This is a genomic window from Herbaspirillum sp. Her3, from assembly GCF_057961275.1.
In genome coordinates, this window is record NZ_CM176328.1 from 851,680 (window position 1) to 876,329 (window position 24,650).

Sequence of the window (24,650 nt, forward strand, 5' to 3'; positions counted from 1 at the left end):
TGCCCCTGCTCATCCCTTGGTCGCCCGGGCCCGCGCCGGGCGTGTTCCTTCGAGCGTGCCGCCCTTGTACGGCACCCGGCCCGACGGCACCACCACGGCGGCCTTCTGCACGTGTCCTTCCTGGTCGTCAAAGAACATATGCGCACCGAAGGCCTGCAAGACCTCGGCCTTGTTCAGGCCACCCAGGAAGAAGGCTTCATCCACCGTCACATTCCAGGTCCGCAGCGTATGGATCACGCGCTGGTGCGCCGGGCTGTTGCGCGCGGTGACGATGGCGATGCGCACCGGGCATTGCTTGGGCGGGAACTGCTTCTGGATCGCCGACAGGGCCAGCAGCAGCTTGGCGAACGGGCCTTCCTTCATGGCCTTCTTGCGGTGCCGCTGCTCATGGCGGGCAAAGGCTTCCAATCCTTTCTCGGCAAAGATACGTTCGGATTCTGCCGAGAACAGCACGGCGTCGCCGTCGAATGCGATGCGGATCTGCTTGTCCGGTGCGCTGTAGTCCAGCGGGGCGGCATAGAGCTGGGCGGCGGCCACGCCGGCATCGATGGCTTCCTGCACGTCGCCGGTATCGCGTGAGAGGAAGAGGTCGATCTTGAAGGCTTGCAGATAGGGCGCCGTCGGCCCGCCGCCGGTGAAGGCGGCGCGGCTGATGTCGAGCTTGTGGGCGGCAATGGCATTGAAGGCGCGCAGGCCCGTGTCAGGCGTGTTGCGCGAGATGACCACCACTTCCACCAGGCGCCGCTCCGGGATCAGCTCATTGAGCTGCAGCAGCGCCTTCACCAGCGGGAAGGCCGTGCCGGGCTGCAGCGGATCGTTCTCGTGATCGCGCTGGTATTGCGCATAGGCGTCCACGCCCTGCTGGTCGTAGATGGCGTTTTCCACTTCGAGGTCGAAGAGGGCGCGCGACGAGATTCCAATGACGAGCTTGTCCGAGAGATCGTAGGGCATGCGGAACATCCAAGACGGAAAAGCCCTGATTGTAGAGCGTGTGACGCCACCCGGCTGGATCGGTACGGCGAAGGCCCAGATATTCGTATTCTTGATGTCTGGAGCGAACTGCTGCATATATCACAACAAGTTCTTTTATCTTCGCGCAATGTTCGCCAAACGAGGGTGTTACTCCCCGTAAAGAGAAAAAATCGGATTGCCCGGTTCAAAATAAATTTGTATGATGACCGGATAACCTGACTATAACGACCGCGAGACATCCATGTTTCAGAAGATCCCCGCACAGGCGCTCAGCGACTCTGTGGCCAGGCAATTACTGGACAACATCGGCGCCGGTGCTTTCCCCCGTGGCAGCAAACTGCCGACGGAAGCGGTGCTGGCGCAGCAGTTCGGTGTGAGCCGTACGGTGGTGCGCGAAGCGATTGCGCGCCTGAAGCATGAGGGCGTAGTCGAGCCGCGCCAGGGCAGCGGAGTATTCGTGACCGAGCAGGCCGGCATCAAGCCGCTGCGCATCGATTACACCGAGGTCAGTTCGCCCGATGCGGTCTTGCAGATCGTCGAGCTGCGCCGCGCCATCGAAGCCGAAGTGGCGGCACAGGCGGCCAAGCGCCGCAGCGCCGAGGACTTGCAGGCCATCGAGGCGGCACTGGTGCAGATCGGCGTCGATGTGGCTGCAGGCGGGGATGGGGTGGCGGCTGACGTGGCTTTCCATCGTGCGCTGGCCCAGGCCACGCGCAATCCCTACTTCATCAAGACGCTGGAATTCCTGTCCCAGTATCTGGAAGCGGCCACGGCGGTCACGCGCGGCAATGAAGCACGTTATGAAGATTTTTCGCGCCAGGTTCGCGAAGAGCATGAGGCCATCGTCGCGGCCATTCGCGCCGGCGATGAAATGGCGGCACGCAATGCGGCGCAGACACACATGTTCAACGCGGCACGGCGCCTGAGCCAGGGGCAGTCCTGACAAGGGTGGCCCCCCGGCTTGAGTGGCAGTAAATGATTTAAAAGATTTTAAAGATTTATAAGTTTTAAACGATTTTAAAGTTTTACGTGATTTGAAATTCTGACGCCGGCATCTGCCGGCGTTGCATCATCAACCCGGCGCAATGTCCTGCCCATACCGAGCGGCAGCGGCGCCATCAATGCGGAGGCAATTATGTCCAGGAATGTAGGTGTGATCGGTTTGGGAGCCATGGGTTATGGCGTGGCCAGCTCGCTGTTGCGTGCCGGTTTCAACGTGCATGCCTGCGACGTGCGCAAGGAAGTGCTGGACAAGTTCGCCGCCGCCGGTGGCGTGGCCTGCGCCAACCCGGCCGAGCTGGCCGGCAAGGTCGATGTGGTCATCACCCTGGTGGTCAACGCTGCCCAGACCGAGATGGTGCTCTTCGGTGAGAACGGTGCCGTGTCCGCAATGAAGCCGGGCAGCGTCGTCATCTCCAGCGCCACCGTGGCCCCGGACTTCGCCATCGAACTGGGCAAGCGCCTGGGCGAGAAGGGCCTGCTGCTGCTGGACGCACCGGTCTCCGGTGGCGCCGCCCGCGCCGCTTCCGGCGAGATGACCATGATGACCTCCGGCCCCGCCGAGGTCTATGCCAAGATCGAAGACGTGCTGGCTGGCATGGCCGGCAAGGTCTACCGCCTGGGCGACAGCCACGGCATCGGTTCCAAGGTCAAGATCATCAACCAGCTGCTGGCCGGTGTGCACATCGCCGCTTCGGCCGAAGCCATGGCCCTGGGCCTGCGCGAAGGCGTCAATCCGGATGCGCTCTACGAAGTCATCACCCACAGCGCCGGCAATTCGTGGATGTTCGAAAACCGCGTGCCGCACATCCTCAACGGCGACTACACCCCGCTGTCGGCCGTGGACATCTTCGTCAAGGACCTGGGCCTGGTGCTCGATACCGCCCGCCGCAGCAAGTTCCCGCTGCCGCTGTCGGCCGCTGCCCACCAGATGTTCATGATGGCTTCCACTGCCGGCCATGGCGGCGAGGATGATTCGGCCGTCATCAAGATCTTCCCCGGCATCGACCTGCCGCCGGCCAAGGCCAAGTAAGCCGTCGTCCCTGCATCTGAATCGAGGAGTTTCCATGTCCACATCCCGTCCCCTGCTGGGCTGTATCGCCGACGACTTCACCGGCGCCACCGACCTGGCCAACATGCTGGTGCGCGGCGGCATGCGCACCGTGCAGACCATCGGCGTGCCCAGCGAAATGCCGGCCGTGGCGGCCGATGCGCTGGTGATCGCGCTGAAGTCGCGCACCATCGCGCCCGCTGACGCCATCGAGCAATCGCTGGCCGCACTGCGCTGGCTGCAGCAGCAGGGCTGCACGCAGTTCTTCTTCAAGTATTGCTCCACCTTCGACTCCACCGACGAAGGCAACATCGGTCCGGTCACCGATGCGCTGATGAAGGAACTGGGCGTGGACTTCACCATCGCCTGCCCGGCCTTCCCCGAAAACGGCCGCACCATCTACCGCGGCTACCTGTTCGTGGCCGATGCGCTGTTGAACGAATCGGGCATGGAAAACCATCCGCTGACCCCGATGACCGACGCCAACCTGTTGCGCGTCCTGCAGCGCCAGACCGACTCCAAGGTCGGCCTGGTGCGCTACGACACCGTGGCGCGCGGCGCCGGCGCCACCCAGGAACGCTTCGCCGCGCTGCGTAGCGAAGGCGTGAAGATGGCCATTGCCGATGCGGTCTCCGACCAGGATCTGTACACCCTGGGCGAAGCCTGCGCAGAACTGAAGCTCGTCACCGGTGGTTCCGGCGTGGCCCTGGGCCTGCCCGAGAACTTCCGCCGTGCCGGCCTGCTCACCGCGACCGGCGAAGCCGCGCAACTGCCCAAGGTCGATGGCCTGTCGGTGGTGCTGGCCGGTTCCGCCTCCAAGGCGACCAATGCCCAGGTGGCCGAATGGAAAGCCAAGCGTCCTGCCTTCCGCATCGACCCGCTGGCGCTGGCCCGTGGCGAAGACGTGGTGGCCCAGGCGCTGGCCTTCGCCGATGAACGCATCAAGAATGAGCCGGTGCTGATCTACGCAACGGCCACCCCCGATGAAGTCAAGGCCGTGCAGAAGGAACTGGGCGTGGCCAAGGCCGGCCATCTGGTCGAGCAGGCGCTGGCATCGATTGCCGCTGGCCTGAAGCAGCGCGGCGTGCGCCAGTTCGTGGTGGCCGGCGGCGAGACTTCCGGCGCGGTGGTGCAGGCACTGGAGGTGCGCGCCCTGCGCATCGGTCCGCAGATCGATCCGGGCGTGCCGGCCACCGCCACGCTGGACGAGCAACCGGTTGCACTGGCGCTGAAGTCGGGCAATTTCGGTAGCGTCGATTTCTTCGAGAAGGCCCTGCGCTATCTCGACGGGAAGATGGCATGAGCCGCACCACCAACGAAAGCGCGCTGCGCGAAGAGATCTGCCGTATCGGCGCCTCGCTCTACCAGCGCGGCTACACGGTGGGTTCGGCCGGCAACATCAGCGCCCGTCTGGATGACGGCTGGCTGATCACGCCGACCGATGCCTGCCTGGGTTTCCTCGATCCGGCCGCCATCGCCAAGGTCAATGCGGCCGGTGAATGGGTCTCGGGCGACAAGCCCTCCAAGACCCTGGTCCTGCATCGCGCCATCTACGACAACAATCCCGAGATGCACGCCGTGGTGCATACGCATTCCACGCACCTGGTGTCGCTGACCATCAATGGCGTCTACAGCGAAGAGGACGTGCTGCCGCCGATCACGCCGTATTACGTGATGAAGGTCGGCCACATTCCGCTGATCCGTTATGCCCGTCCGGGTGCACCGGAAGTGGCCGAGCAGGTGGCCAAGATCGCCACCAAGGTGCGCGGCGTGCTGCTGGAGCGGCTGGGTCCGGTGGTGTGGGAAAGCTCGGTTTCCAAGGCCGCTTTCGCCCTGGAAGAACTGGAAGAAACCGCCAGACTGTGGCACCTGGCCGGTGGCCGTGCCACCCCGCTCGAAGAGGCGGCATTGCAGGACTTGCGCGATACCTTCAAGGCGCGCTGGTAGTAGCAACGGCAGTTCCCAGGCAGCCTTTAGCAACCCTTAGCAACAACGCGTCATGGCGGCCGGTTTCGGCCCGCCATGCCCCGCTTGCGCCCAACGGAAGGTGGTGGGTGCAAGCGGGAGCCAAGCCGGCACCAGACCGGCCACTCAATGCCGGCTGTCGTTCCGTTGCGCAGAAACGGGACGAGGGTCCGATTGAATCCATAAATTGCCCGTCAGACCACGGGCTCCAAGCAACCAGCGGCCGTGCAAACAGCCGCGACACTCTTAGGGAGATGTAACATCATGACCACCGCAAGCACTACCGGCGTCGGCCTCGACGTCAATGACAAATCCAAGGACGGGCTGTACAAGAAAGTGTTCTGGCGCATCATGCCTTTCCTGATGCTGTGCTACGTGATCGCGTATCTGGATCGCGTCAACGTCGGCTTCGCCAAGCTGCAGATGTCGCAGGACCTGGGCTTCTCCGAGACCGTCTTCGGTCTGGGCGCGGGCCTGTTCTTCATCGGCTACTTCCTCTTCGAAGTGCCCAGCAACATCCTGATGCACAAGGTCGGCGCGCGCATCTGGATCGCCCGCATCATGATCACCTGGGGCATTCTGTCGGCAGCCTTCATGTTCGTGCAGAATTCGACCCAGTTCTACGTCCTGCGCTTCCTGCTGGGCCTGGCCGAAGCCGGTTTCTATCCCGGCATCATCCTGTACCTGACCTACTGGTTCCCCTCGCACCGCCGTGCCAAGGTGATCGCGGTGTTCATGTCCGGCATCCCGGTCGCCGGCATCCTGGGCAACCCGCTGTCGGGCTGGATCATGGATGCCTTCCATCACAACGGCGGCCTGGAAGGCTGGCAGTGGATGTTCCTGATCGAAGCCATCCCGGCCGTGCTGATCGGCGTGGCCACGATCCTGTACCTGGACAACGACGTCAAGAGCGCCAAGTGGCTCTCCGATGAAGAAAAGACCAGCCTGCAAGCCGACATCGACGGCGACTCCAAGGGCAAGGAAAGCAAGCACGGCTTCGGCGCCATCATCAAGGATGCGCGTGTCTGGCTGATGTGCCTGATCTACTTCTCCTTCGTGATGGGGCAGTACGGCCTGACGCTGTGGATGCCGACCCTGGTCAAGGCTACCGGCGTGAAGGGCAACCTCGAAATCGGCCTGCTGTCGGCCATCCCGTTCGGTTGCGCCATCATTGCCATGAACCTGATCGGCCGCAGCGCCGACCGCATGCGTGAGCGTCGCTGGCACCTGGTGATCCCGGCCCTGATGGGTGGCGTGGGCTTCGTCGGTGCTGCGCTGTTTGCCGACAACACCGCCGTCTCGATCGCCTCGCTGTCGCTGGCCGCCGCGGGCGTGCTGACCTGCGCACCGCTGTTCTGGTCGCTGCCGACCGCCTTCCTGTCGGGCGCGGCGGCGGCCGTCGGTATTGCGGCCATCAACTCGGTGGGCAACCTGGCCGGCTTCGTCAGCCCCTACCTGATCGGTTACCTGAAGGACCTGACCCACAACAACGCCACCGGTATGTACATGCTGGCGGTGATGCTGGTGGTCGGTTCCATTGCCACCCTGGCCACCAAGCCCGGTCTGGTCAACAAGTAAGCCAAGCCCCCGTCGAAGCCCGCATGCCTGTGCCTGCGGGCTTTGACGTTTTCTGCACTGCCGGTGATGGCGCCGATCTTTGCGTTGATCGCGCTACACTGGCCCCCTTCGTTATCAAGGAGAACCCGATGCTGCGTTTTGCTGCCAACCTGAGCATGATGTACGTGGAACACGATTTCCTGGACCGCTTCGCCGCCGCCGCCAAGGATGGCTTCTCCGGCGTCGAGTTCCTGTTCCCGTACGACTACCAGCCTGAAGAAATCAAGTCGCGCCTGGAGGCCAACGGCCTGACCCAGGCGCTGTTCAACGCGCCCCCGGGCGACTGGGCTGCCGGTGAGCGTGGCATCGCCTCGCTGCCGGGTCGCGAAGACGAATTCAAGCGCAGCATCGAGACTGCGCTGAAGTACGCCTCCGTCATCGGCAACAAGACCCTGCACGTGATGGCCGGCCTGATCAAGCCCGAGCAGGATCGCGCGCGTCACCGCGCCGTGTATCTGGACAACCTGTCCTATGCGGCGCACCAGGCCGAATCCGCCGGCCTGACCGTGGTGATCGAGCCGATCAACACGCGCAACATTCCGGGCTTCTTCCTGAACCGCCAGGACGATGCCCAGGCCATCTGCGCCGAAGTGGGCGCGCCCAACCTGAAGGTGCAGTTCGACTGCTACCACTGCCAGATCGTCGAAGGCGACGTGGCCGTGAAGTTGAAGCGCGACATGCCCGGCATCGGCCATATCCAGATCGCCGGCGTGCCCGAGCGCCACGAGCCGGATGTGGGTGAGCTGAACTATCCGTATCTGCTGAAGCTGATCGATACCCTGGGTTACCAGGGCTGGATCGGTTGTGAATACAATCCGGCCGGTGCTACCTCGGCGGGATTGGGTTGGCTCAAGGCGTTGGCGGAGCAGGGGCTGACTACACTGAAGAAGTAAGAATTTAACTGCTCCGGAACAGGAGCGGGTTGCGTAGTATGAATGCCGCCCGGTGTCGAGCCGGGCGGCATTTTTTATCGCTTGTTCAAGCGGGCATCTGATTGCGTGCCGTGCCTGTCTTTGCAGGCCTTTTGGTGGCTGCCTTTTTTGTCGGTGTCCGCGCGGTGCGCGCGGCTTGCTCCCGTGCCCGGTTCTTGCCCGATACGGGTTTCAGGGCGGACTTTGGGGTAGCGGACCGTTTGGTCTTGCGTGGTGGATGAGGTGCAGCGATGCTCAATCGGACATCGAGTGCACCGAACAACCGAAGTACAGTACCCAGCCTGGGTTCGGCACCAGGCTTGAGTGTCTTGTAGAGGCTTTCGCGACCTAATCCGGCCTTGCTTGCCACCTCCGCGATACCGCGCGCGCGGATGACGTCATTGAGCGCGGCCATCAGGAAAGCAGGATCGTTTTCTGCGAGGGCAGCTTCCAGGTAGGCTGCCATCATCTCCTTGCTGTCGAGATAGATCGCGGGATCGAACGCAGAGACTTGCAGGTCCTTGGCGCTGAATTTTCGGCTGGTCATGGTGACTCCCTTGAGGTGCGAGCATTGTATCCAGATGGATACATCGCGCCAGAAGTAGCCGCTTATCCGGGAGGGAATATCGTGAAATGACGAGCCTGCCAGCGTCGTAGCGGCAGTGAATCTGAACCGGTGTCTGAATCAGAACAAATCAATCTCCCCGCCCACCGGCTTGGCCTGCAGCCTGGACGCATATTCACGCTCCCGGCTGGCCAGGTCGGCGCCGGCTTCCTTGATCTTCTTGACCAGGACCTTGCCGGTTCGCGGGAAGAAGTGCACCTTGCGCGGCCAGATGTCGTTGAGGTCTTCGGCCACCACGCGGATCTTCTCGGCCGACAGGTAATTCTTGACGAAGGCGGCATTGCGCTCGCCCACGTTCATGGCGTTCATGCCGCGCAACACCGCACCGCCGCCGAAGACCTTGCATTCCAGGTTCTCGCGCCGGGCGCCGGCTTTGATCACGTCGTTGATCAGCACTTCCATCGCATAGGTGCCATAGCGCATCGAGGCAGAGACCGGACTGTCGGCTTCGCCGCCGCCGTCGGGCAGCATGAAATGGTTCATCCCGCCCACGCCGGTCACGCGGTCACGCAGGCAGGCCGATACGCACGAACCCAGCACGGTGACGATCATCATGTCCTGGCCCGTGTAGAAGTACTCGCCCGGCAGGATCTTGGCGGTGTCGCAGTTGAAGGCCCGGTCGTGGTACAGATAGGAAGCGAAATTTTCCGGCTTGTTGATGACGGTCTGCATACGGGCCCCTGATGGCTGTTGTGCCCATCCCGATGAGGGATGGTGAGTGTTGTTGGTTTCTGCATTGTCAGGCAGGCATGGCCCGGCCGATATCGGGGATTTCCCGAGGCCCAGGGCGAGAACAGGCTTGCGCTCCCGCGTTAATGAGGGATATCCGCAATCCCCGTTTACTCCCACGCCGTGGTACGCTTCGCCCCCTCGACATGACCCGATCCCGGTCCGCTCTGACGGAGACGATTTGTACAGGCATTCCCCAAATGCCGGAGACAGGCATCGGACAGGCAGTTGAACCCGGCAGGCACGGCCCAGGCAAGCGTTCTGGCCCGTGTGCCGTGGCCCCGCGCGGCCACGCCCGGCTGGCGTTGCGCGCGCTTGCGACGCCCATGACGCATCCATCCATTCCTGCCCTCCACGGCAGGCGCAGGGTCTTGCGCCATGCACCGGTTGTCCGACTCCCCGCCCTGGCGCAGGGGAGGCAGCCCTCTCTCATCACAAACGGATTAGACAATGTTGAAAAAATCCTTCCTGGCTTTGCTGGGATTCGTAGTTGCGCTGGTCACCGCACCAGCATCGCAGGCGGCCGACGTCAAGAAGGTCGACGTGCTGCTGGTCGGCGGCGGCATCATGAGCACCACCCTGGCGGTCTGGCTCAATGAACTGGAACCGGGCTGGTCGATGGAAATGGTCGAGCGCCTCGATGGCGTGGCCGAGGAAAGCTCCAACGGCTGGAACAACGCCGGCACCGGCCACTCGGCCCTGGCCGAACTGAACTACACGCCCGAAGACAAGGATGGCAAGATCCAGATCGCCAAGGCCATCGAGATCAACGAATCCTTCCAGATCTCGCGCCAGTTCTGGTCCTGGCAGGTCAAGAACGGCGTGCTGAAGAATCCGCGCTCCTTCATCAACTCCACTCCCCACATGAGCTTCATCTGGGGCGATGACAACGTGGCCTACCTGAAGAAGCGCTACCAGGCGCTGCAGGCCAGCCCCTTGTTTGCCGGCATGCAATATTCGGAAGACCACGAGCAGATCAAGAAGTGGGTGCCGCTGATGATGGAAGGGCGCGACCCGAACCAGAAGCTGGCCGCCACCTGGAGCCCGCTGGGCACCGACGTCAACTTCGGCGAGATCACCCGCCAGTTCGCCGCCTACCTGCAGAGCCGTCCCAACTTTGCCCTGAAGCTCTCCAGCGAAGTGCGCGAGATCACCCGCAATGCCGATGGCACCTGGCGCGTCGCCTACAAGAACCTGAAGGATGGCAGCACCACCGAGACCGATGCCAAGTTCCTCTTCATCGGCGCAGGTGGCGGTGCACTGAAGCTGCTACAGAAGTCCGGCATCCCCGAGGCGCGTGATTACGCGGCCTTCCCGGTGGGCGGCTCCTTCCTCATCACCGACAACCCGGCCGTCGCCGAGCGCCACCTGGCCAAGGCCTATGGCAAGGCCTCCGTGGGCGCGCCGCCGATGTCGGTGCCGCACCTGGATACCCGTGTGCTCGATGGCAAGCGCGTGATCCTGTTTGGGCCCTTTGCCACCTTCTCGACCAAGTTCCTCAAGCAAGGCTCGCTGTGGGATCTGTTCTCGGCCACCACCACCCACAACGCCTGGCCGATGGCCCGTGTCGGTATCGATGAATACCCGCTGGTGGAATACCTGGCCGGCCAGCTGATGCTGTCCGACGACCAGCGCTTTGCGGCCCTGAAGGAATACTTCCCCAACGCCAAGAAGGAAGACTGGCGCCTGTGGCAAGCCGGCCAGCGCGTGCAGATCATCAAGCGCGACGAGGCCAAGGGCGGCGTCCTGAAGCTGGGTACCGAGATCGTGGCCTCGGCCGATGGCAGCATTGCCGGCCTGCTGGGTGCCTCGCCGGGTGCCTCGACGGCTGCGCCGATCATGCTGACGGTGCTGCAGAAAGTCTTCAAGGACAAGCTGGCCACGCCAGAATGGCAGCAGAAGGTGCGCCAGATCGTGCCCAGCTACGGCATCAAGCTCAACGACCATCCGGACCAGGTTGCCAAGGAATGGGCCTATACCGCCGAAGTGCTGCAACTGATGCCGCCGCCGGTGATCGCTCCCAAGGCCGCTGGCCAGGGCGCTGGCAGCATGGACAAGCCAAAAGCCAATGCATCGGCCGATATGGCGCTCTGATGGCGGGCTGCCTGTTTTTCAGGCGACCGGAATATGAAGTTTTGTTAGAAAAATCAGGAAACTGAAAAATGGGTAGTCCGGTTCGCGCCGGCTACCCATTTTTTCATAGTGCGCCGTTGGCCGAGCAAGGCAGCGGCAGCTTCAGCAGGGCCGGCCAGCTGCGGTCCCAGTCGCCATCATGGGCCATGCCCGGCACGATCATCAGGGCGGCACAGCGGCCCGTGCGGGCGACGAAGCTGCGCGTGATGGCAGGGACGATCACGGCATCCTCGGCGCCGCTCACGTGCAGTTGCGGGATGCGCGCCACTTGCGGCGCGAAGTCGATGGCGTTGAGCGAGCCGGGCATCTGCGAGACCTGGTGCCAGCCATTGACGGCCACGTGATCCAGATTGCCGGCCACGGTACGAATGGCGCTCACATCCTTGCGCTGTGCCGCCAGCAGCACGGCGATGGTGCCACCGCCCGAATAGCCCACCAGTTCCAGCCGTGCTGGCTGCAGCCGCGCCACGTAGCGGTTGATGGCTTCATTCATGGCGTTCACCACTTCGGGGGAATAGCGCAGGCCGCTCCAGTACGCTGGCTGGCAGGCCGGATTGCGTTCCATCGGCGTGAACTGGCAGGGCCGCGCCAGGTACACCACGTCGCCGCCATCGCTGGCGGCCAGGCGCAGGCCCATGGCCGTGTGGGGCGTGGGATCGGGTGAGAGCTGGGTCCGCGTGATCCAGGCGCGGCCGTCGCCTTCCAGGTAGATGCGTAGCAGGGGAGGTTTTGGCCGGGCGTGGACATAGGCCGTCAGCACGAAGGGGCCGCCGCGTACTTCTTCGCGTTGCAGGCCGGAGGGGGCGGCCAGGGTGTCGGCGCGGTGTACGAGGTCGCTGGTGCAGGCGGTCAATAGGGCCAGGCTCGCCAGGATGGCGGCGGGGAAGAGTCGTAATTGGGCAAGGAGAGGCGAGCGCATGAGGCGATTGTCGCCGGAGTGAAATCAGCTCGCAAGCGCCCCTTCGCTTGGACCGATGAGCGCATCTCGGGACGGTCTGACGCAGAACTCGGCCGGTCGTCTTTAGCGGAACGCGTACGCTGACGACAAGCCAGTCAAGGCTGATGCTCAGGAGATCCTTAAGCGGCCTATGGTCGAGACCAAGGTATTGGCCTGCATCTGCAAGGTGGCCGATTCAGTGGGCCCTGCGATATTGTGTTTGCAAACCTGATTTTTATAAAAAGGAATGAAGGGTTAAGTCCCCAACACGCGTGGCATTAACCCATTTGTCAGCCTGAATTACTTTAAGGACCTCAGCATCTTCTGTCGAATTAAGACAAAAAAGAGTTTGTATGTTGCGACTGTCGTATTCGGTTAGTTTCTTAAATACAAATGATTTTTTCTCTTCATCAAATCTCTGAAAAAATGCCGTATCGAAGACGATGATCCAATGTTCACTTTTTGAGGTGCATGACATTAGCTTTAATGCTATGTCGAGGAATGCTATTTGTTTTTCTGTGAAACTCAATAATCCAACGGGCAGAAAGAAATCGCGGCCATCGGGAACCAGTACTTCTACCTTGCGATGCCCACTTCTTTTAAATCGGTTGCCAAATGTGGCGCTAGCAAATAACTCTTCACGAAGAGCATCCCACACCAAATCCTCTTCTGTTCCAAGCACGTCGGCTAAATAGCGCAGGGCTTTAACAAAAGTATCTTTTGGTTCTGAATGATGCACGTGATATAGCTGGGTGTTGAAATACAGTGTCCGGCATAGGGAGCGGGGCCAGTCGGCGGAGGGGCAACCGTTAACTTCAATATGGATTCGCTGAGTTGCATTCCTTGCTTTTCTTTTTCTAGTGGACATGGCTTCGGGACTGATCCGAATGGATGTTCTTGTATGATCGCTTTGATGCAATAGTTGAATATAGGCGCCGTTGGTAGAGTTCTTGGAAAGGCTGAATCTGTTGTTAAAATCTCGCCAGTGATTGCCGCCGGAAAATGCCGATAGAGTTTCGCAAAGTGTCGTTTTTCCAGATTCGTTGCGGCCTACAAGAACATTGTTTCTACCAAATGGAACTGTAAATTCACCCGAAAAAATTCCGACGTTCCGGAAACTTAATCTGCTGACTCCTTGATTAAACAGTTCTGGGCCGCTTTCAACTCGCTCGAAAACCCATTTTTCGTGTTGCGCTTTCCAGCGGCGAAGTTCGTCGACTGTGCATTTGCTTGGATTGTCATCGATAAACTTGCCATGAATCTGGCATGTCCAAATTCCGTTTGTCTCGCTAGAACGTTCTTCAGGGCTCATAGCGTCATCGTATCGCGGCCCTTTTTTTGACGCGGCAGTAATGTGTGCTGCGACACCTACCATTGTTAGGCCTGATTTCCGATCTTCTGAGCCGGCAATCGTCATTCGCCTGCAACCGGGATAAGCGCAAACGTAGCCAGAGCGTTTGGCTAGTAGATCCTTTGTTGAGGGAGAAAAGTCATCTCTCCCATCGTCTTCAGGCAATGTAGTGTCACTCATTTGGTAGTTGGTACTAATGATGTAGGCGTTGATCGCTTTCGCTACGTCGCTTTGCCGTTTAAGTATCCAAATGAACTTTAAGATTTGAGATGGCAGCAACTGATACGGGAGATTTGACTAACGCACAAAAACTGCTGGGTTATAAAAACCGCACCACCACTGAAATATATACAAGAGAAAGGCAGGGGGAGTTGGTGTGGCCACATAGTGGTCATTTCAGGGAAGGCGAAGCTTAAGTGCTGACCTTCTTGAGACCAAGTTGCGCAGAAAAGTCGAGCCATTCTTCAAGGGAGAGTTCTTCTGCGATTGCATTCATATCGTTTTTATCTTCTTCTTGCACGACGATGATTAGCGAAAATTCTTCATCCTCATCTTCAGTAGAGGTCTGAACATCTTCGATTACATAATGGGTGCCGATTTGTGGATTGATGCCAAACGGATTTGCTGAAGTCTTAGTTGTTACATAAACTTCATTAACGAGCGGGAGTGAGTTTGATTTATTCATCTGCGGTCACTTTGGTCGAGTGGGTGGCGGCGGTGGCGGGCTTGGAGGCGCATGTCTCTCAGTGTGCGGGATCGGGGTATTACTTGTTGGCTTTGTCATGGTTTCGGCGTGCTGCTAATTTGGGGAAATCCGTCGGTTGAGTTCTTCTTGGCACCTTACTCTGAGCCTTTCAGTTGCCAGGACGTCATACTTCACACGTTTGATTTCTTCAGCATATCGTTTTCTGAATGACAGAAGCTCTTTTTGAAATACTTCTACCGGGAAGTCGGGATTGATGCGCATTTTGAATCGGAAGCTCTCTAGCTCGATTCTAAGGCTGGAAAATGCAACGCGGCTATTGGGATGATCTCTGAGTTTTTCTGCAACGGACAACTGCCGGGAAAATATCACTAATAAGGCGCTGATCGAAGTGAGAACAGGCCACATCCACGAGTAATTCGTATGTTTCCAGAGGGCCAAGCCGGCTAGGGCCGAACTGCCAGACGTTACTGCCGAAATGATTTTTGAGGTGTAATCGAGGTGTGACCATCGCCCGATTAGCGCGTCTTCCAAAATTTCTGCGTAATAACACTCGTAGTGAGTTAGATACGCTGCATTCCAAATTTCGTCGCGAGGGTCAACTGCCATCTATTTTCCTTTTTATTGATGTAACCGAACCAGTGGTTGGTTTTTATTATCAAGGAAATTGTAGAAAACAGGTGCTAAATGTAGAAAAGCGGACTAGCCGTTACTCACAGTTAGTCCGCCTCATATTTGGTGGCCCGGGGCGGAATCGAACCACCGACACAAGGATTTTCAATCCTCTGCTCTACCAACTGAGCTACCAGGCCAAGACGGACAAGTATAGACACTTTAAAAAATTATGCAAGTCCTTTTTGAAAAATAGTTTTCGCCACCCCGTTTATAATCGCCGGCATGACTACCCAAGCACACACCCATTCCTCTTCGCCGGCTGCGGCTGGCACTGAAATCTGCATCGTCGGCGACGGCGCGGTCGGCAAGACGGCGGCGCTGGGGCTGGCCCAGGCGGGCTTCAAGGTGACCCTGCTGGCCCCCCCGCCCCAGGCCGCCACGCCGGACCCCGCCAGCTGGGACGTGCGGGTCTACGCCCTGAACCATACCGCCCATCGCTTGCTGTCCTCGGTCCGCGTCTGGGATGCCATGGATGCCTCGCGCATCGCCCCTGTGGATAACATGACCGTTCACGGCGATGGCGTGCCGGAGAAAGCCCGGCCTGGCCTGCTCACCTTCGATGCCTACGCGGCCCGTACCGATGCGCTGGCCTGGATCATCGAAGACCGCAACCTGGACCAGGCGCTGGACGCCGCCCTGCGCTTCGCCCCCAATGTACGCGTCGTGCAGGGCCGCGCCACGGCGCTTACTGTCGCCGGTGACACCGCGACCCTGACGCTGGAGTCCGGCCAGTCCCTGTCAGCATCCCTGGTGGTCGGGGCCGATGGCGCCAACTCCTGGGTGCGCGGCCAGTGCGATATCGGGCTCGATTACCGCAGCTACGGCCAGAACGCCATCGTCACCAATTTCTCCTGCGAGCTGCCCCATCGCGGCGTGGCCTATCAGTGGTTCAGCCCCACCGAAGGGGTGATCGCGCTGCTGCCGCTGCCGGGCAACCGCGTCTCCCTGGTCTGGTCCGCGCCGCAGGCACTGGCCGATCAGTTGCTTCAGTTGCCGCTGTCGGCCCTGGCCGAACGCCTGGCCCAATGGGCCGCGCCGGTGCTGGGTGCGTTGACGCCGCTGCAGCCGGAAGTGGCCAAGGCCTTCCCGCTGCGCCTGATCAAGCCGCACGCGATGATCGCCCCGCGCGTGGCCTTGATCGGCGACGCTGCCCACGTGGTGCATCCCATGGCCGGCCATGGCATGAACCTGGGCTTCGGTGACGTGGCCGCGTTGATCGATATCCTGCAGAAGCGCGAACCCCAGTACGATTGCGGCGACGAGCGCGTGCTGCGCCGCTATGCCCGCGCCCGCAAGGAAGAAGTGTTGCTGATGCAGATCGCCACCGATGGCCTGCATCGCATCTTCTCCACCGAGGCCGAGCCGGTGCGCCTGGTGCGCAACCTCGGCATGAGCCTGGTCAACCGCCTGCCCATCCTGAAACGCCGCCTGATCGCCCACGCGCTGGGGCAGTAAGCGGCGCCGATTTCAGGTAAGGTAGGGCCTCTGGCGAAGCGCGGCCGCTGTTGCGGCTGTCTTCGCCAGCAAAACACCTCCCCCCGACATTATTGAAAGACATGTGCGAATCCAGTGCTGGCGCGGCTTTGCGGCCGATGCTCCGAAGATTGGATGCGCGTTTGATTTGAATCAGGACGAGTATGAAAAAATTTTTGACCGCAGGTGCGAGCTCCTTGCGCCATCTGAGCATGGCGGCGCTGCTGCTGGCTTCCACCCTCGTGGGCGTGAGCGCCCATGCGCAAGCCGAGGCGGCCGACAGCACCGAGGCCACCATCAAGAAGCTGATCGAACCGCGCCTGGGCAAGGATGCCAAGGTCGATTCGGTGACCAAGACGCCCTATGCCGGCCTCTATGAAATCCAGATCGATGGCGACGTCATCTATACCGATGCCAAGGCCCAGTACCTCTTCATCGGCCGCGTGGTCGATTCGCAGACCTACCGCGATTACACCAAGGAAAAGATCGAATCGCTGAACCAGGTGCCGTTCTCGGCGCTGCCGCTGGACAAGGCCATCAAGACCGTCAAGGGCAATGGCAAGCGCGTCATCGCCATCTTCGAAGATCCCAACTGCATCTACTGCAAGCGCCTGCACAAGACCCTGCAGGAAGTGGACAACATTACCTACTACACCTTCCAGTACAACATCCTCTCGCCGGACTCCATCGTGAAGTCGCGCAACATCTGGTGCGCGCCCAATCCGAGCAAGGCATGGAACGAATGGATGCTCAACGGCAAGGACGTCCCGGCGGCCCCGGCCTCCTGCAATGCACCGCATGAAGAAGTGCTGGCGCTGGGCAAGAAGCTCAAGGTCACCGGTACACCGACCATCTTCTTTGCCGATGGCTCGCGTATCCCGGGTGCGGTCGATGCCAAGGGGCTGGAACAGAAACTGTCCTCGCTGAAGTAAGCGGATAAAGAAAAGGGCGCTCGCATCGCGGGCGCCCTTCGTTCATCTGCGCTCTGCCGGCGCTTACTTCCCGGTATGCAGTTCCATCATGGCCTGTTCGAACTTGCCCTGCACCAGCAGGGGAATGACGTTGAGGCTCTTGTCCAGTGCTTCGTTGATCAGGCTCTGCTCTTCCTTGCGCGGCCGGTGCAACACGAAGTCGGCCACCGGCTGCTGCAGGCCCAGCGTGCGCGGATGGCCGATGCCCAGGCGCAGGCGCCAGTAGTCCTGGGTGCCGAGGGCGGCGGTGATGTCCTTCAAGCCATTGTGTCCGCCCGAGGAACCGCCTTTCTTGATCTTGGCCGCACCCGGCGGCAGATCCAGTTCGTCATGCACCACCAGCACTTCATCCGGATTGATCTTGTAGAAGCGCGCCAGCGCGCCGACCGACTGGCCGGAGCGGTTCATGTAGGTCTGCGGTTCCAGCAGCCAGACCTCATTGCCGGCGATGCTGGTCTTGCCCGCCAGGGCGTTGAAGCGCTGCTCGCGTGTCAGGCGCACCGGACCGGCGAGGTTGTCGACCAGCCAGAAGCCGGCGTTGTGGCGGGTTTGTTCGTATTCGGGGCCGGGGTTGCCGAGACCGACGATGAGACGGATGGACATGGTGCAAAAAGACAAGGACGCGCGAGGCGAAAGCGCCGATTATCCCGGCTTTGGCCGCCGCCGTCCAATTCCCTGCGCGCCGGATGTGCCCGTGCGGCCTGCTTGGGCGTGCAATCGGGCAATGTCAAGATTGGCGTGGCTGCCTGAATTGCGTATCATCCATCGCTTGTTTTTGCTCACCGCATAACCGCTTAATTGCTTAACTGTTGACTGGGTTTCACCATGCTGCCTTCTATCGAACAACGACTCGCCCTTGAACTCGCCGCCAAGCCGGTTCAGGTCGCTGCCGCCATCGCCTTGCTGGACGAAGGTGCCACCGTTCCTTTCATCGCCCGCTACCGCAAGGAAGTCACCGGCGGCCTGGACGACGTACAACTGCGCCTGCTGGAAGAACGCCTGCGTTACCTGCGCGAGCTGGAAAGCCGCCGCGCCGCGATCATCGCCTCCATCGAAGAGCAGGGCAAGATGACGCCCGTGCTGCTGGATGCCATCACCCACGCGGAAGACAAGACCCGCCTGGAAGACCTCTACTTGCCCTACAAGCCGAAGCGCCGCACCAAGGCCCAGATCGCCGCCGAAGCCGGCCTGACCGAACTGGCCGATGCGCTGTTGAACGATCCGACCCTCAATCCCGAAGAAGAAGCGGCCAGGTTCATCAAGCCCGCCTTCACCACCGACAACGGCGACAATCCCGGCGTGCCCGATACCAAGGCGGCACTGGATGGCGCGCGCCAGATCCTCATGGAGCGCTTCTCGGAAGATGCCGAACTGCTGCAGAGCCTGCGTGAATACCTCACCGAACATGGCGTGGTCGAATCCAAGGTGATCGAAGGCAAGCAGGATGCCGGTGAAAAATTCGCCGACTACTTCGATTACTCCGAGACCTACTCCACCATCCCGTCGCACCGTGCGCTGGCGCTGTTCCGTGGCCGCCGCGAAGAGATGTTGAACGTGGTGCTGCGCCTGGATACCGAGGAAGAAAAGCCGAAGTGGGACGCCCCGCACAACCCCTGCGAAGGCCGCATCGCCTCGCGCTTTGGCGTCTCGAACAAGGGCCGTGCTGCCGACAAGTGGCTCTCCGACACCGTGCGCTGGGCCTGGCGCGTGAAGGTCTTCATGCACCTGGAAACGGAGCTGATGACCAACCTGCGCGAGAAGGCCGAAGCCGAAGCCATCAACGTCTTCGCCCGCAACCTGAAGGACCTGCTGCTGGCCGCACCGGCCGGCCCGCGCGCCACCATGGGCCTGGACCCGGGGCTGCGTACCGGCGTGAAGGTGGCCATCGTGGACGCCACCGGCAAGGTCGTGGCCACCGATACCATCTATCCGCACCAGCCGCGCAACGACTGGAACGGTTCGCTGCACACCCTGTCGCAACTGGCCGAGAAGCACAATGTCTCGCTGATCTCGATTGGCAACGGCACCGCCTCGCGCGAAACCGACAAGCTGGCGCAGGACCTGATCAAGCTGCGTCCCGAACTCAAGCTCACCAAGATCGTGGTCTCCGAAGCGGGTGCGTCGGTGTATTCCGCTTCCGAATTCGCCTCCAAGGAATTGCCGGACCTGGACGTGTCGCTGCGTGGCGCGGTTTCGATTGCGCGCCGTTTGCAGGATCCGCTGGCCGAGCTGGTCAAGATCGATCCCAAGTCGATTGGCGTGGGCCAGTACCAGCACGACGTGAGCCAGTCGCAACTGGCCCGCTCGCTGGACGCGGTGGTGGAGGACTGCGTGAACGCGGTTGGAGTCGATGTGAACACGGCTTCCGCGCCCCTGCTGGCGCGCGTCTCGGGGCTTAACGCCAGCGTGGCGCAGAGCATCGTGTCCTACCGGGATATGAAGGGTATGTTCAATTCGCGGGCAGCCCTGCGCGAGGTGCCGCGCCTGGGCGAGAAGACCTTCGAACAGGCCGCCGGCTTCCTGCGCGTGATGAATGGCGAGAACCCGCTGGATGCTTCGGCGGTGCACCCGGAATCCTATCCGCTGGTGGAAAAGATCCTGGCCGACATCAAGAAGGACGTCAAGAGCGTGCTGGGCCAGACCTCGCTGTTGAAGGGCCTGTCGCCAGCCAAGTATGCCGATGAGAAGTTCGGCGTGCCTACCGTCACCGACATCCTGAAGGAACTGGACAAGCCCGGCCGCGACCCGCGTCCTGAATTCACCACGGCGACCTTCAAGGAAGGCGTGGAAGAGATCAAGGACCTGCGCGTGGACATGATCCTGGAAGGCGTGGTCACCAACGTGGCGGCCTTCGGTGCCTTCGTCGACATCGGCGTGCATCAGGATGGCCTGGTCCACATCTCGGCGCTGTCCAACAGCTACGTGAAGGACCCGCACACCGTGGTCAAGGCGGGCCAAGTGGTCAAGGTCAAGGTGCTGGAAGTGGACGAGAAGCGCAAGCGCATCGCCCTGACCATGCGCCTGAACGATACCGCGCCGGCCCCGGGCGCGCGCAACGAACAGCGCGGCGACCGTACTGATTCGCGCCGCCTGTCGCAACACCAGAACCAGCGCGGCCGCGAGCAGGCACCGGCCAACAATGCGATGGCGGCGGCGTTTGCCAAGTTGCGTGGGTGATGTTTTTCTGAAGTATCGAGAGCGAACTTTTCGATGCTTGCCGATACAATGAAAACTTAGTAAAAAGAGGCTGGTTCCCTAGGAATCAGCCTCTTTTTTATTAGGTTTTGGAAGAAATGGGATACGACGGACAGGCCAGTCACGCGCTCGTGCTGATCCGCGTCTGACTCACCGACACCGAAATGCTCACCGTCGTCTCGCTGGCCACCACCGTGCCGCCCTGGCCATCAGCGTTGCCATCGCTGCCTGCATCATCCTCACCCTCCTGCTTGCCACCCTTGACCTTGTTGATGAAGTCGCCCAGTGCTTTCTGCACCAGGTCATAGGTCTTGTCGATGTTGCTGGCGATATCGCCTTGCAGTACGTTCAGGCTCTCCAGGATGCCGCGTGCTTCCTTGAAGCCCTGGTCCACGCCCTTGAAGATGAGGTTCATGTAGTCATCGATGTTGCTGGCGTCATCCTTGTCCGGGTTGTTCTTCTTGTAGAGGTCGAACATGTTGGTGATGAAGGAGACGATGCGCCCGGCCGTGGCTTCAGGGGAATTGTCCTGCGTTGCCGCCGTCTGGATTGCGTTGTCGCCCAGCTGCGGACGAAGGATGTCGTTGATGTTTTCGATGGCGGTCTTGTAGACCAGCGACAGGGGATCGTTCTGGGTCTGCAGCGACACTTCCAGCGATGACTGCACGATGGACAAGTTGAGCTGCGCCTTGGCGCCGCTGACCGTGAGCAGGTTGGACTGGCGCGCCTCGGCGATCTTGTCGCCGCTGGTGCTGTCGCTCGTGGTCGCGGGCAGCGTGTCGCTGGCCGAGCCCGACGCGATGGAAGAGTTGGTGCCGGGCAGCAGGGACTTGGTGTCCACGCCGGTGGTGTTGCCGATAGCCATGACGGTCTCCTGAAAAAGAAAGGGGATCCGGGCATCAAGGGGGGAAGACGGATCCAGCGAAGCCGGGCTGCGCACCATGCGCATCCACTCCGTTCCTGCATAACGGCCCGTTCAAAGCGGACTTGATATTGACAAAAATTTACACGTCGCAGTTTCAGCGCCGATGCGCTTGCCGCTGCGGTCGCGCATTGGTGCAAGATGATGAAAACCCTTGCCAGGCAAGGGTTTGCGGCGAGCCGTTCCGTGCCATCAAGCCGAGCCGGGCGCGAAAATAATATGGAAGAAAAATGTAACGAGATGTGGGAGGGTGAGGGGGCGCAGGCGTTTTCTTGCGTGCGTGCAATGAAATCACCCGCAGAACACATCTAGGAGGCGCCCGGAGAAAACGCAGCGTATCGAAACGCTGCGTTCAGTGTTGCGGATTCACTCCATCACGAACAGGCGACGGTGTTCACGGATCGCATAGCGGTCCGTCATGCCGGCGATGTAATCGGCCACCTTGCGCGCCTGCTTGTCGAGACGCTGGGTATCGTCGGCGATGCCCTTGACCTGGTAATCCGGCGGCAGCAGGTTGGGCTGGCCGATGAAGGCTTCGAACATTTCGGCGATGATGCGGCGCGCCTTGGCCGTCATGCGGTTGACCTGGTAATGACGGTAGAGCTTCTCGCGCAGGAATTTTTTCAGTATGGCCGCTTCGGCCGCCATGGCGTCGGAGAAGGCGATCAGCTGCGGGGCATTGCGCACGTCTTCGATGTCGCGCGGGGCGATCTCGGCGATGCGGCTGCGCGAAGTCTGGATCAGGTCGACGATCAGTGCATTGATCATGCGCCGCACCGTTTCATGAATGACGCGGCGGCCGGTGATGCCAGGATAGGCTTGTTCGACTTCGCGCAGATGGCGTGCAAAGAAATCGACTTCGCTCATCAGCTCCATCGTCAACAATCCCGAACGCAAGCCGTCGTCGATGTCGTGGTTGTTGTAGGCGATCTCGTCGGCCAGGTTGGCCAGCTGCGCTTCCAGCGAGGGTTGCTTCTTCTCCAGGAAGCGCACGCCGATCTCGCCCAGCTGGCGCGCATTGTGCAGGGAGCAGTGCTTGAGGATGCCCTCGCGGGTCTCGAAGGTGAGGTTCAGGCCATCGAAAGCGCCATAGTGCTGCTCCAGCTCATCGACCACACGCAGGCTCTGCAGGTTGTGCTCGAAACCGCCGTGATGCTTCATGCAGTGGTTCAGCTCATCCTGGCCGGCGTGGCCGAAGGGTGTATGGCCCAGGTCGTGGGCCAGCGAGATGGCTTCCACCAGGTCCTCGTTCAGTTGCAGGTTGCGCGCGCAGGAGCGGGCGATCTGCGCGACTTCGATGCTGTGGGTCAGGCGGGTGCGGAACAGGTCGCCTTCATGGTTGACGAAGACCTGGGTCTTGTATTCGAGACGGCGGAAGGCAGTGGAATGGACGATGCGGTCACGGTCGCGCTGGAACTCGCTGCGCGAACCGGGTGGGGTTTCACTGTAGCGCCGGCCTCGCGAACTTGCCGAGTGGGCGGCATAAGGGGCGAGATGGTCGGGCGCTTCAGTGTGCATGTTTATTCTCCGGTGCAGGCCGCCAGGGTTTGCAAGAGCAGTTCCTGCGGCGCGTTGGTAATCAAGGGGCTTCCCAGCGGCTTGATCAGGATGAACTTGATCTGGCCGCCTTCGTTCTTCTTGTCCACTTCCATCAGTTCCAGCCAGCGGTCCGTGCCCAGGTCCGGCGCCACCGTCGGCAGGCCGGCCGCAGCAGTCACGGCGCGGATGCGCTCGCGCGTGGCGCCATCGATGTAGCCCAGGCGCTGGGACAGGTCGGCCGCCATCACCATGCCGCAGCCCACCGCTTCGCCATGCAGCCATTGACCATAGCCCAGGCCATTTTCGATGGCGTGGCCGAAGGTGTGGCCGAAGTTGAGGATGGCGCGCAGGCCGCCTTCGCGCTCGTCCTGGCGCACCACCTCGGCCTTGATCTCGCAGGAACGCTGGATGGCATAGGCCAGGGCGGCATCATCCTTGGAGACCAGGCGGTCGATATTGGTTTCGATCCAGTCGAAGAAGGGCGCATCGATGATGGCGCCGTGCTTGATGACTTCGGCAATGCCGGCCGACAGTTCGCGCGCCGGCAGGGTGTGCAGCGTGGCGGTATCGGCGATGACGGCCTGCGGCTGGTAGAACGCACCGATCATGTTCTTGCCCAGCGGATGGTTGATGCCGGTCTTGCCACCCACCGACGAATCCACCTGCGAGAGCAGCGTCGTGGGCACTTGCACGAAGGGTACGCCACGCATGTAGGACGCCGCCGCAAAGCCGGTCAGGTCGCCGATCACGCCGCCGCCCAGGGCGATCAGGGTGGTCTTGCGGTCGCACTTGTCGGCCAGCAGGCGATCGAAGATCTTCATCAGGCTGGCCCAGTTCTTTTCTTCCTCGCCATCGGGCAGCACGATCTCGGTAACCTGCTTGCCGGCCGCGCGCAGGGCGTGCGCTACTTTATCGAGGTAGAGCGGGCCCACCTTGTCGTTGGTGACGATGGCCACGCGCTTGCCCTTGACGTATTGCGGCAGCAGGCTGGCGTCATCCAGCAGGCCACGGCCGATATGGATGGGATAGCTGCGCTCGCCCAGGTCGACGTTGAGGGTGAGGGCGGCGATCGAAGTAGCGGCGGGGGCGGTGTTCTGGTTCATGCTGCGAAGGCTGGATTCGGCGCTGGCAGCGCCATGAAGGATCTGGGTGGAGTGGCTGCTGGAAAGCGTGGTGGTGCCATCGGCGGCCTGGGTCAGTAAAGCGCTGCTGGTCTCGAATACGACGGTTTCGTCAGGTTCTGGAACAGGTTGCCAGGCGCCTTCCTTGGGGGAGAGTTCGAGGTGGCTGATGATGGTCTGCACCAGGAATTGCACATTGGGCCGGTTGGTCTCGACCACGAAATCGGCCACTTCGCGATACAGCGGATCACGCTGGCGCGAGAGCTCTTCGAGCTTGCGGCGCGGGTCGGCAGTTTGCAGCAGCGGGCGGTTCTTGTCGCGCCCGGTGCGCTGCAGGATCTGGTTGATGCTGGCGCGCAGGTAGACGACGGTGCCGCCCTTCTTGAGATTGTCCCGATTCTCGGCGCGCAGGACCGCGCCGCCGCCCGTGGCCAGCACGATGTCGGGCAGGGCCGCCAGCTCGCGGATCACCTCGGCTTCGCGGCGGCGGAAGTTCTCCTCGCCCTCGATCTCGAAGATCACCGGGATGGTGGCGCCGGTCCGCGCTTCGATTTCGTGGTCCGAATCGACGAAACGCTTGTTCAGCTTTTTGGCCAGGGCCCGGCCTATGGTGGTCTTGCCGGCTCCCATCAAGCCGACCAGGAAGATGCTTCCAGTCATATCTAAGAATTCTGCGCTTTGCGCTACTGGCCAATGTCACGGCGCCGCACGTCTGCCGGCACGGTCGCCTGCCGCCCGGTGGACGGCTGCCAGGCCGGCTG

General features: G+C 61.2%; 21 protein-coding genes and 1 tRNA gene. 10 read left to right on the top strand and 12 right to left on the bottom strand.

The features are described from left to right. Positions 1–9 precede the first annotated feature (9 nt). Positions 10–951, bottom strand: coding sequence for a 5'-nucleotidase (locus tag ACVC5H_RS03895; protein WP_489621098.1), 942 nt, complete (start codon positions 949–951; stop codon positions 10–12). A 262-nt stretch (positions 952–1,213) separates the two neighbouring features. Here ACVC5H_RS03895 and ACVC5H_RS03900 point away from each other — a divergent pair, with 262 nt between their 5' ends. From ACVC5H_RS03900 to otnI, 6 genes are all read left to right on the top strand, one after another. Next, positions 1,214–1,915 (top strand): FadR/GntR family transcriptional regulator, encoded by a 702-nt coding sequence (locus ACVC5H_RS03900; RefSeq protein WP_489621099.1) that lies wholly within the window; start codon positions 1,214–1,216, stop codon positions 1,913–1,915. 192 nt (positions 1,916–2,107) lie between these two features. Next, the gene (ltnD, locus tag ACVC5H_RS03905) at positions 2,108–3,004 is read left to right on the top strand and encodes an L-threonate dehydrogenase (RefSeq protein ID WP_489621100.1); all 897 of its coding nucleotides are present in this window, start codon (positions 2,108–2,110) and stop codon (positions 3,002–3,004) included. A 34-nt stretch (positions 3,005–3,038) separates the two neighbouring features. Continuing rightward, positions 3,039–4,325, top strand: a complete 1,287-nt coding sequence (otnK, locus tag ACVC5H_RS03910) for a 3-oxo-tetronate kinase (protein WP_489621101.1) — start codon at positions 3,039–3,041, stop codon at positions 4,323–4,325. Further along, a complete protein-coding gene (otnC, locus tag ACVC5H_RS03915; RefSeq protein ID WP_489621102.1) occupies positions 4,322–4,969 on the top strand; it encodes a 3-oxo-tetronate 4-phosphate decarboxylase in 648 nt (215 codons plus the stop codon). Before otnK ends, otnC begins: the two co-directional genes overlap by 4 nt. Before the next feature lie 282 nt (positions 4,970–5,251). Beyond that, positions 5,252–6,565, top strand: a complete 1,314-nt coding sequence (locus ACVC5H_RS03920; protein WP_489621103.1) for an MFS transporter — start codon at positions 5,252–5,254, stop codon at positions 6,563–6,565. Between the two features lie 128 nt (positions 6,566–6,693). Further along, the gene (gene otnI, locus ACVC5H_RS03925; RefSeq protein WP_241821231.1) at positions 6,694–7,497 is read left to right on the top strand and encodes a 2-oxo-tetronate isomerase; all 804 of its coding nucleotides are present in this window, start codon (positions 6,694–6,696) and stop codon (positions 7,495–7,497) included. Between the two features lie 85 nt (positions 7,498–7,582). Here otnI and ACVC5H_RS03930 read toward each other — a convergent pair whose 3' ends face one another. Both ACVC5H_RS03930 and cheD read right to left on the bottom strand, forming a co-directional pair. Beyond that, positions 7,583–8,062, bottom strand: coding sequence for an addiction module antidote protein (locus ACVC5H_RS03930; protein ID WP_489621104.1), 480 nt, complete (start codon positions 8,060–8,062; stop codon positions 7,583–7,585). A 138-nt stretch (positions 8,063–8,200) separates the two neighbouring features. Further along, on the bottom strand, positions 8,201–8,812 hold the full coding sequence (gene cheD / locus ACVC5H_RS03935) for a chemoreceptor glutamine deamidase CheD (protein ID WP_338716784.1): 612 nt from the start codon (positions 8,810–8,812) through the stop codon (positions 8,201–8,203). Between the two features lie 507 nt (positions 8,813–9,319). Between cheD and mqo the strand changes: the two genes are divergently transcribed. After that, positions 9,320–10,963, top strand: coding sequence for a malate dehydrogenase (quinone) (gene mqo / locus ACVC5H_RS03940; RefSeq protein WP_489621105.1), 1,644 nt, complete (start codon positions 9,320–9,322; stop codon positions 10,961–10,963). A 103-nt stretch (positions 10,964–11,066) separates the two neighbouring features. On the opposite strand, the gene ACVC5H_RS03945 is transcribed toward mqo, so the two are convergent. The 5 genes from ACVC5H_RS03945 to ACVC5H_RS03965 all read right to left on the bottom strand — a co-directional run bounded on the left by ACVC5H_RS03945 (position 11,067) and on the right by ACVC5H_RS03965 (position 14,805). Continuing rightward, positions 11,067–11,921, bottom strand: a complete 855-nt coding sequence (locus ACVC5H_RS03945; protein WP_489621106.1) for an alpha/beta fold hydrolase — start codon at positions 11,919–11,921, stop codon at positions 11,067–11,069. Positions 11,922–12,174: 253 nt separating this feature from the next. Further along, entirely contained in the window at positions 12,175–13,470 is a 1,296-nt protein-coding gene (locus ACVC5H_RS03950) for an AAA family ATPase (RefSeq protein WP_489621107.1), read from the bottom strand. A 232-nt stretch (positions 13,471–13,702) separates the two neighbouring features. After that, positions 13,703–13,975, bottom strand: a complete 273-nt coding sequence (locus ACVC5H_RS03955) for a DUF8087 domain-containing protein (RefSeq protein ID WP_489621108.1) — start codon at positions 13,973–13,975, stop codon at positions 13,703–13,705. Positions 13,976–14,089: 114 nt separating this feature from the next. After that, positions 14,090–14,602, bottom strand: a complete 513-nt coding sequence (locus tag ACVC5H_RS03960; RefSeq protein WP_489621109.1) for a hypothetical protein — start codon at positions 14,600–14,602, stop codon at positions 14,090–14,092. A 127-nt stretch (positions 14,603–14,729) separates the two neighbouring features. Next, positions 14,730–14,805, bottom strand: a tRNA-Phe gene (locus ACVC5H_RS03965). An 85-nt stretch (positions 14,806–14,890) separates the two neighbouring features. Between ACVC5H_RS03965 and ACVC5H_RS03970 the strand changes: the two genes are divergently transcribed. Both ACVC5H_RS03970 and ACVC5H_RS03975 read left to right on the top strand, forming a co-directional pair. Further along, positions 14,891–16,123, top strand: coding sequence for a UbiH/UbiF family hydroxylase (locus tag ACVC5H_RS03970; protein WP_489621110.1), 1,233 nt, complete (start codon positions 14,891–14,893; stop codon positions 16,121–16,123). A 182-nt stretch (positions 16,124–16,305) separates the two neighbouring features. Continuing rightward, the gene (locus tag ACVC5H_RS03975) at positions 16,306–17,073 is read left to right on the top strand and encodes a DsbC family protein (RefSeq protein ID WP_489621111.1); all 768 of its coding nucleotides are present in this window, start codon (positions 16,306–16,308) and stop codon (positions 17,071–17,073) included. A 63-nt stretch (positions 17,074–17,136) separates the two neighbouring features. On the opposite strand, the gene pth is transcribed toward ACVC5H_RS03975, so the two are convergent. Beyond that, complete coding sequence (pth, locus tag ACVC5H_RS03980) at positions 17,137–17,715, bottom strand: aminoacyl-tRNA hydrolase (RefSeq protein WP_489621112.1); 579 nt, start codon at positions 17,713–17,715, stop codon at positions 17,137–17,139. A 222-nt stretch (positions 17,716–17,937) separates the two neighbouring features. Between pth and ACVC5H_RS03985 the strand changes: the two genes are divergently transcribed. Next, on the top strand, positions 17,938–20,289 hold the full coding sequence (locus tag ACVC5H_RS03985) for a Tex family protein (protein WP_489621113.1): 2,352 nt from the start codon (positions 17,938–17,940) through the stop codon (positions 20,287–20,289). 139 nt (positions 20,290–20,428) lie between these two features. On the opposite strand, the gene ACVC5H_RS03990 is transcribed toward ACVC5H_RS03985, so the two are convergent. From ACVC5H_RS03990 to aroKB, 3 genes are all read right to left on the bottom strand, one after another. Continuing rightward, positions 20,429–21,172: a DUF5610 domain-containing protein gene (locus ACVC5H_RS03990; protein ID WP_489621114.1), complete on the bottom strand. Its 744-nt coding sequence runs from the start codon at positions 21,170–21,172 to the stop codon at positions 20,429–20,431. A 423-nt stretch (positions 21,173–21,595) separates the two neighbouring features. Then, on the bottom strand, positions 21,596–22,747 hold the full coding sequence (locus ACVC5H_RS03995) for a deoxyguanosinetriphosphate triphosphohydrolase (RefSeq protein WP_489621115.1): 1,152 nt from the start codon (positions 22,745–22,747) through the stop codon (positions 21,596–21,598). 2 nt (positions 22,748–22,749) lie between these two features. Further along, positions 22,750–24,549 carry a bifunctional shikimate kinase/3-dehydroquinate synthase AroKB gene (gene aroKB, locus ACVC5H_RS04000; RefSeq protein ID WP_489621116.1) on the bottom strand — a complete coding sequence of 600 codons (1,800 nt, stop codon included), beginning with the start codon at positions 24,547–24,549 and terminating at the stop codon, positions 22,750–22,752. Positions 24,550–24,650 lie beyond the last annotated feature (101 nt).

Coding starts and splice junctions, on each gene's coding strand:
- ACVC5H_RS03960 (WP_489621109.1), bottom strand. CDS start 14,602: ATGGCAGTTGACCCTCGCGACGAAATTTGGAATGCAGCGTATCTAACT.
- ACVC5H_RS03900 (WP_489621099.1), top strand. CDS start 1,214: ATGTTTCAGAAGATCCCCGCACAGGCGCTCAGCGACTCTGTGGCCAGG.
- ACVC5H_RS03995 (WP_489621115.1), bottom strand. CDS start 22,747: ATGCACACTGAAGCGCCCGACCATCTCGCCCCTTATGCCGCCCACTCG.
- ltnD (WP_489621100.1), top strand. CDS start 2,108: ATGTCCAGGAATGTAGGTGTGATCGGTTTGGGAGCCATGGGTTATGGC.
- ACVC5H_RS03975 (WP_489621111.1), top strand. CDS start 16,306: ATGAAAAAATTTTTGACCGCAGGTGCGAGCTCCTTGCGCCATCTGAGC.
- cheD (WP_338716784.1), bottom strand. CDS start 8,812: ATGCAGACCGTCATCAACAAGCCGGAAAATTTCGCTTCCTATCTGTAC.
- ACVC5H_RS03945 (WP_489621106.1), bottom strand. CDS start 11,921: ATGCGCTCGCCTCTCCTTGCCCAATTACGACTCTTCCCCGCCGCCATC.
- pth (WP_489621112.1), bottom strand. CDS start 17,715: ATGTCCATCCGTCTCATCGTCGGTCTCGGCAACCCCGGCCCCGAATAC.
- mqo (WP_489621105.1), top strand. CDS start 9,320: ATGTTGAAAAAATCCTTCCTGGCTTTGCTGGGATTCGTAGTTGCGCTG.
- ACVC5H_RS03950 (WP_489621107.1), bottom strand. CDS start 13,470: ATGAGTGACACTACATTGCCTGAAGACGATGGGAGAGATGACTTTTCT.
- ACVC5H_RS03920 (WP_489621103.1), top strand. CDS start 5,252: ATGACCACCGCAAGCACTACCGGCGTCGGCCTCGACGTCAATGACAAA.
- ACVC5H_RS03990 (WP_489621114.1), bottom strand. CDS start 21,172: ATGGCTATCGGCAACACCACCGGCGTGGACACCAAGTCCCTGCTGCCC.
- otnK (WP_489621101.1), top strand. CDS start 3,039: ATGTCCACATCCCGTCCCCTGCTGGGCTGTATCGCCGACGACTTCACC.
- otnC (WP_489621102.1), top strand. CDS start 4,322: ATGAGCCGCACCACCAACGAAAGCGCGCTGCGCGAAGAGATCTGCCGT.
- ACVC5H_RS03955 (WP_489621108.1), bottom strand. CDS start 13,975: ATGAATAAATCAAACTCACTCCCGCTCGTTAATGAAGTTTATGTAACA.
- ACVC5H_RS03895 (WP_489621098.1), bottom strand. CDS start 951: ATGCCCTACGATCTCTCGGACAAGCTCGTCATTGGAATCTCGTCGCGC.
- ACVC5H_RS03930 (WP_489621104.1), bottom strand. CDS start 8,062: ATGACCAGCCGAAAATTCAGCGCCAAGGACCTGCAAGTCTCTGCGTTC.
- otnI (WP_241821231.1), top strand. CDS start 6,694: ATGCTGCGTTTTGCTGCCAACCTGAGCATGATGTACGTGGAACACGAT.
- ACVC5H_RS03970 (WP_489621110.1), top strand. CDS start 14,891: ATGACTACCCAAGCACACACCCATTCCTCTTCGCCGGCTGCGGCTGGC.
- aroKB (WP_489621116.1), bottom strand. CDS start 24,549: ATGACTGGAAGCATCTTCCTGGTCGGCTTGATGGGAGCCGGCAAGACC.
- ACVC5H_RS03985 (WP_489621113.1), top strand. CDS start 17,938: ATGCTGCCTTCTATCGAACAACGACTCGCCCTTGAACTCGCCGCCAAG.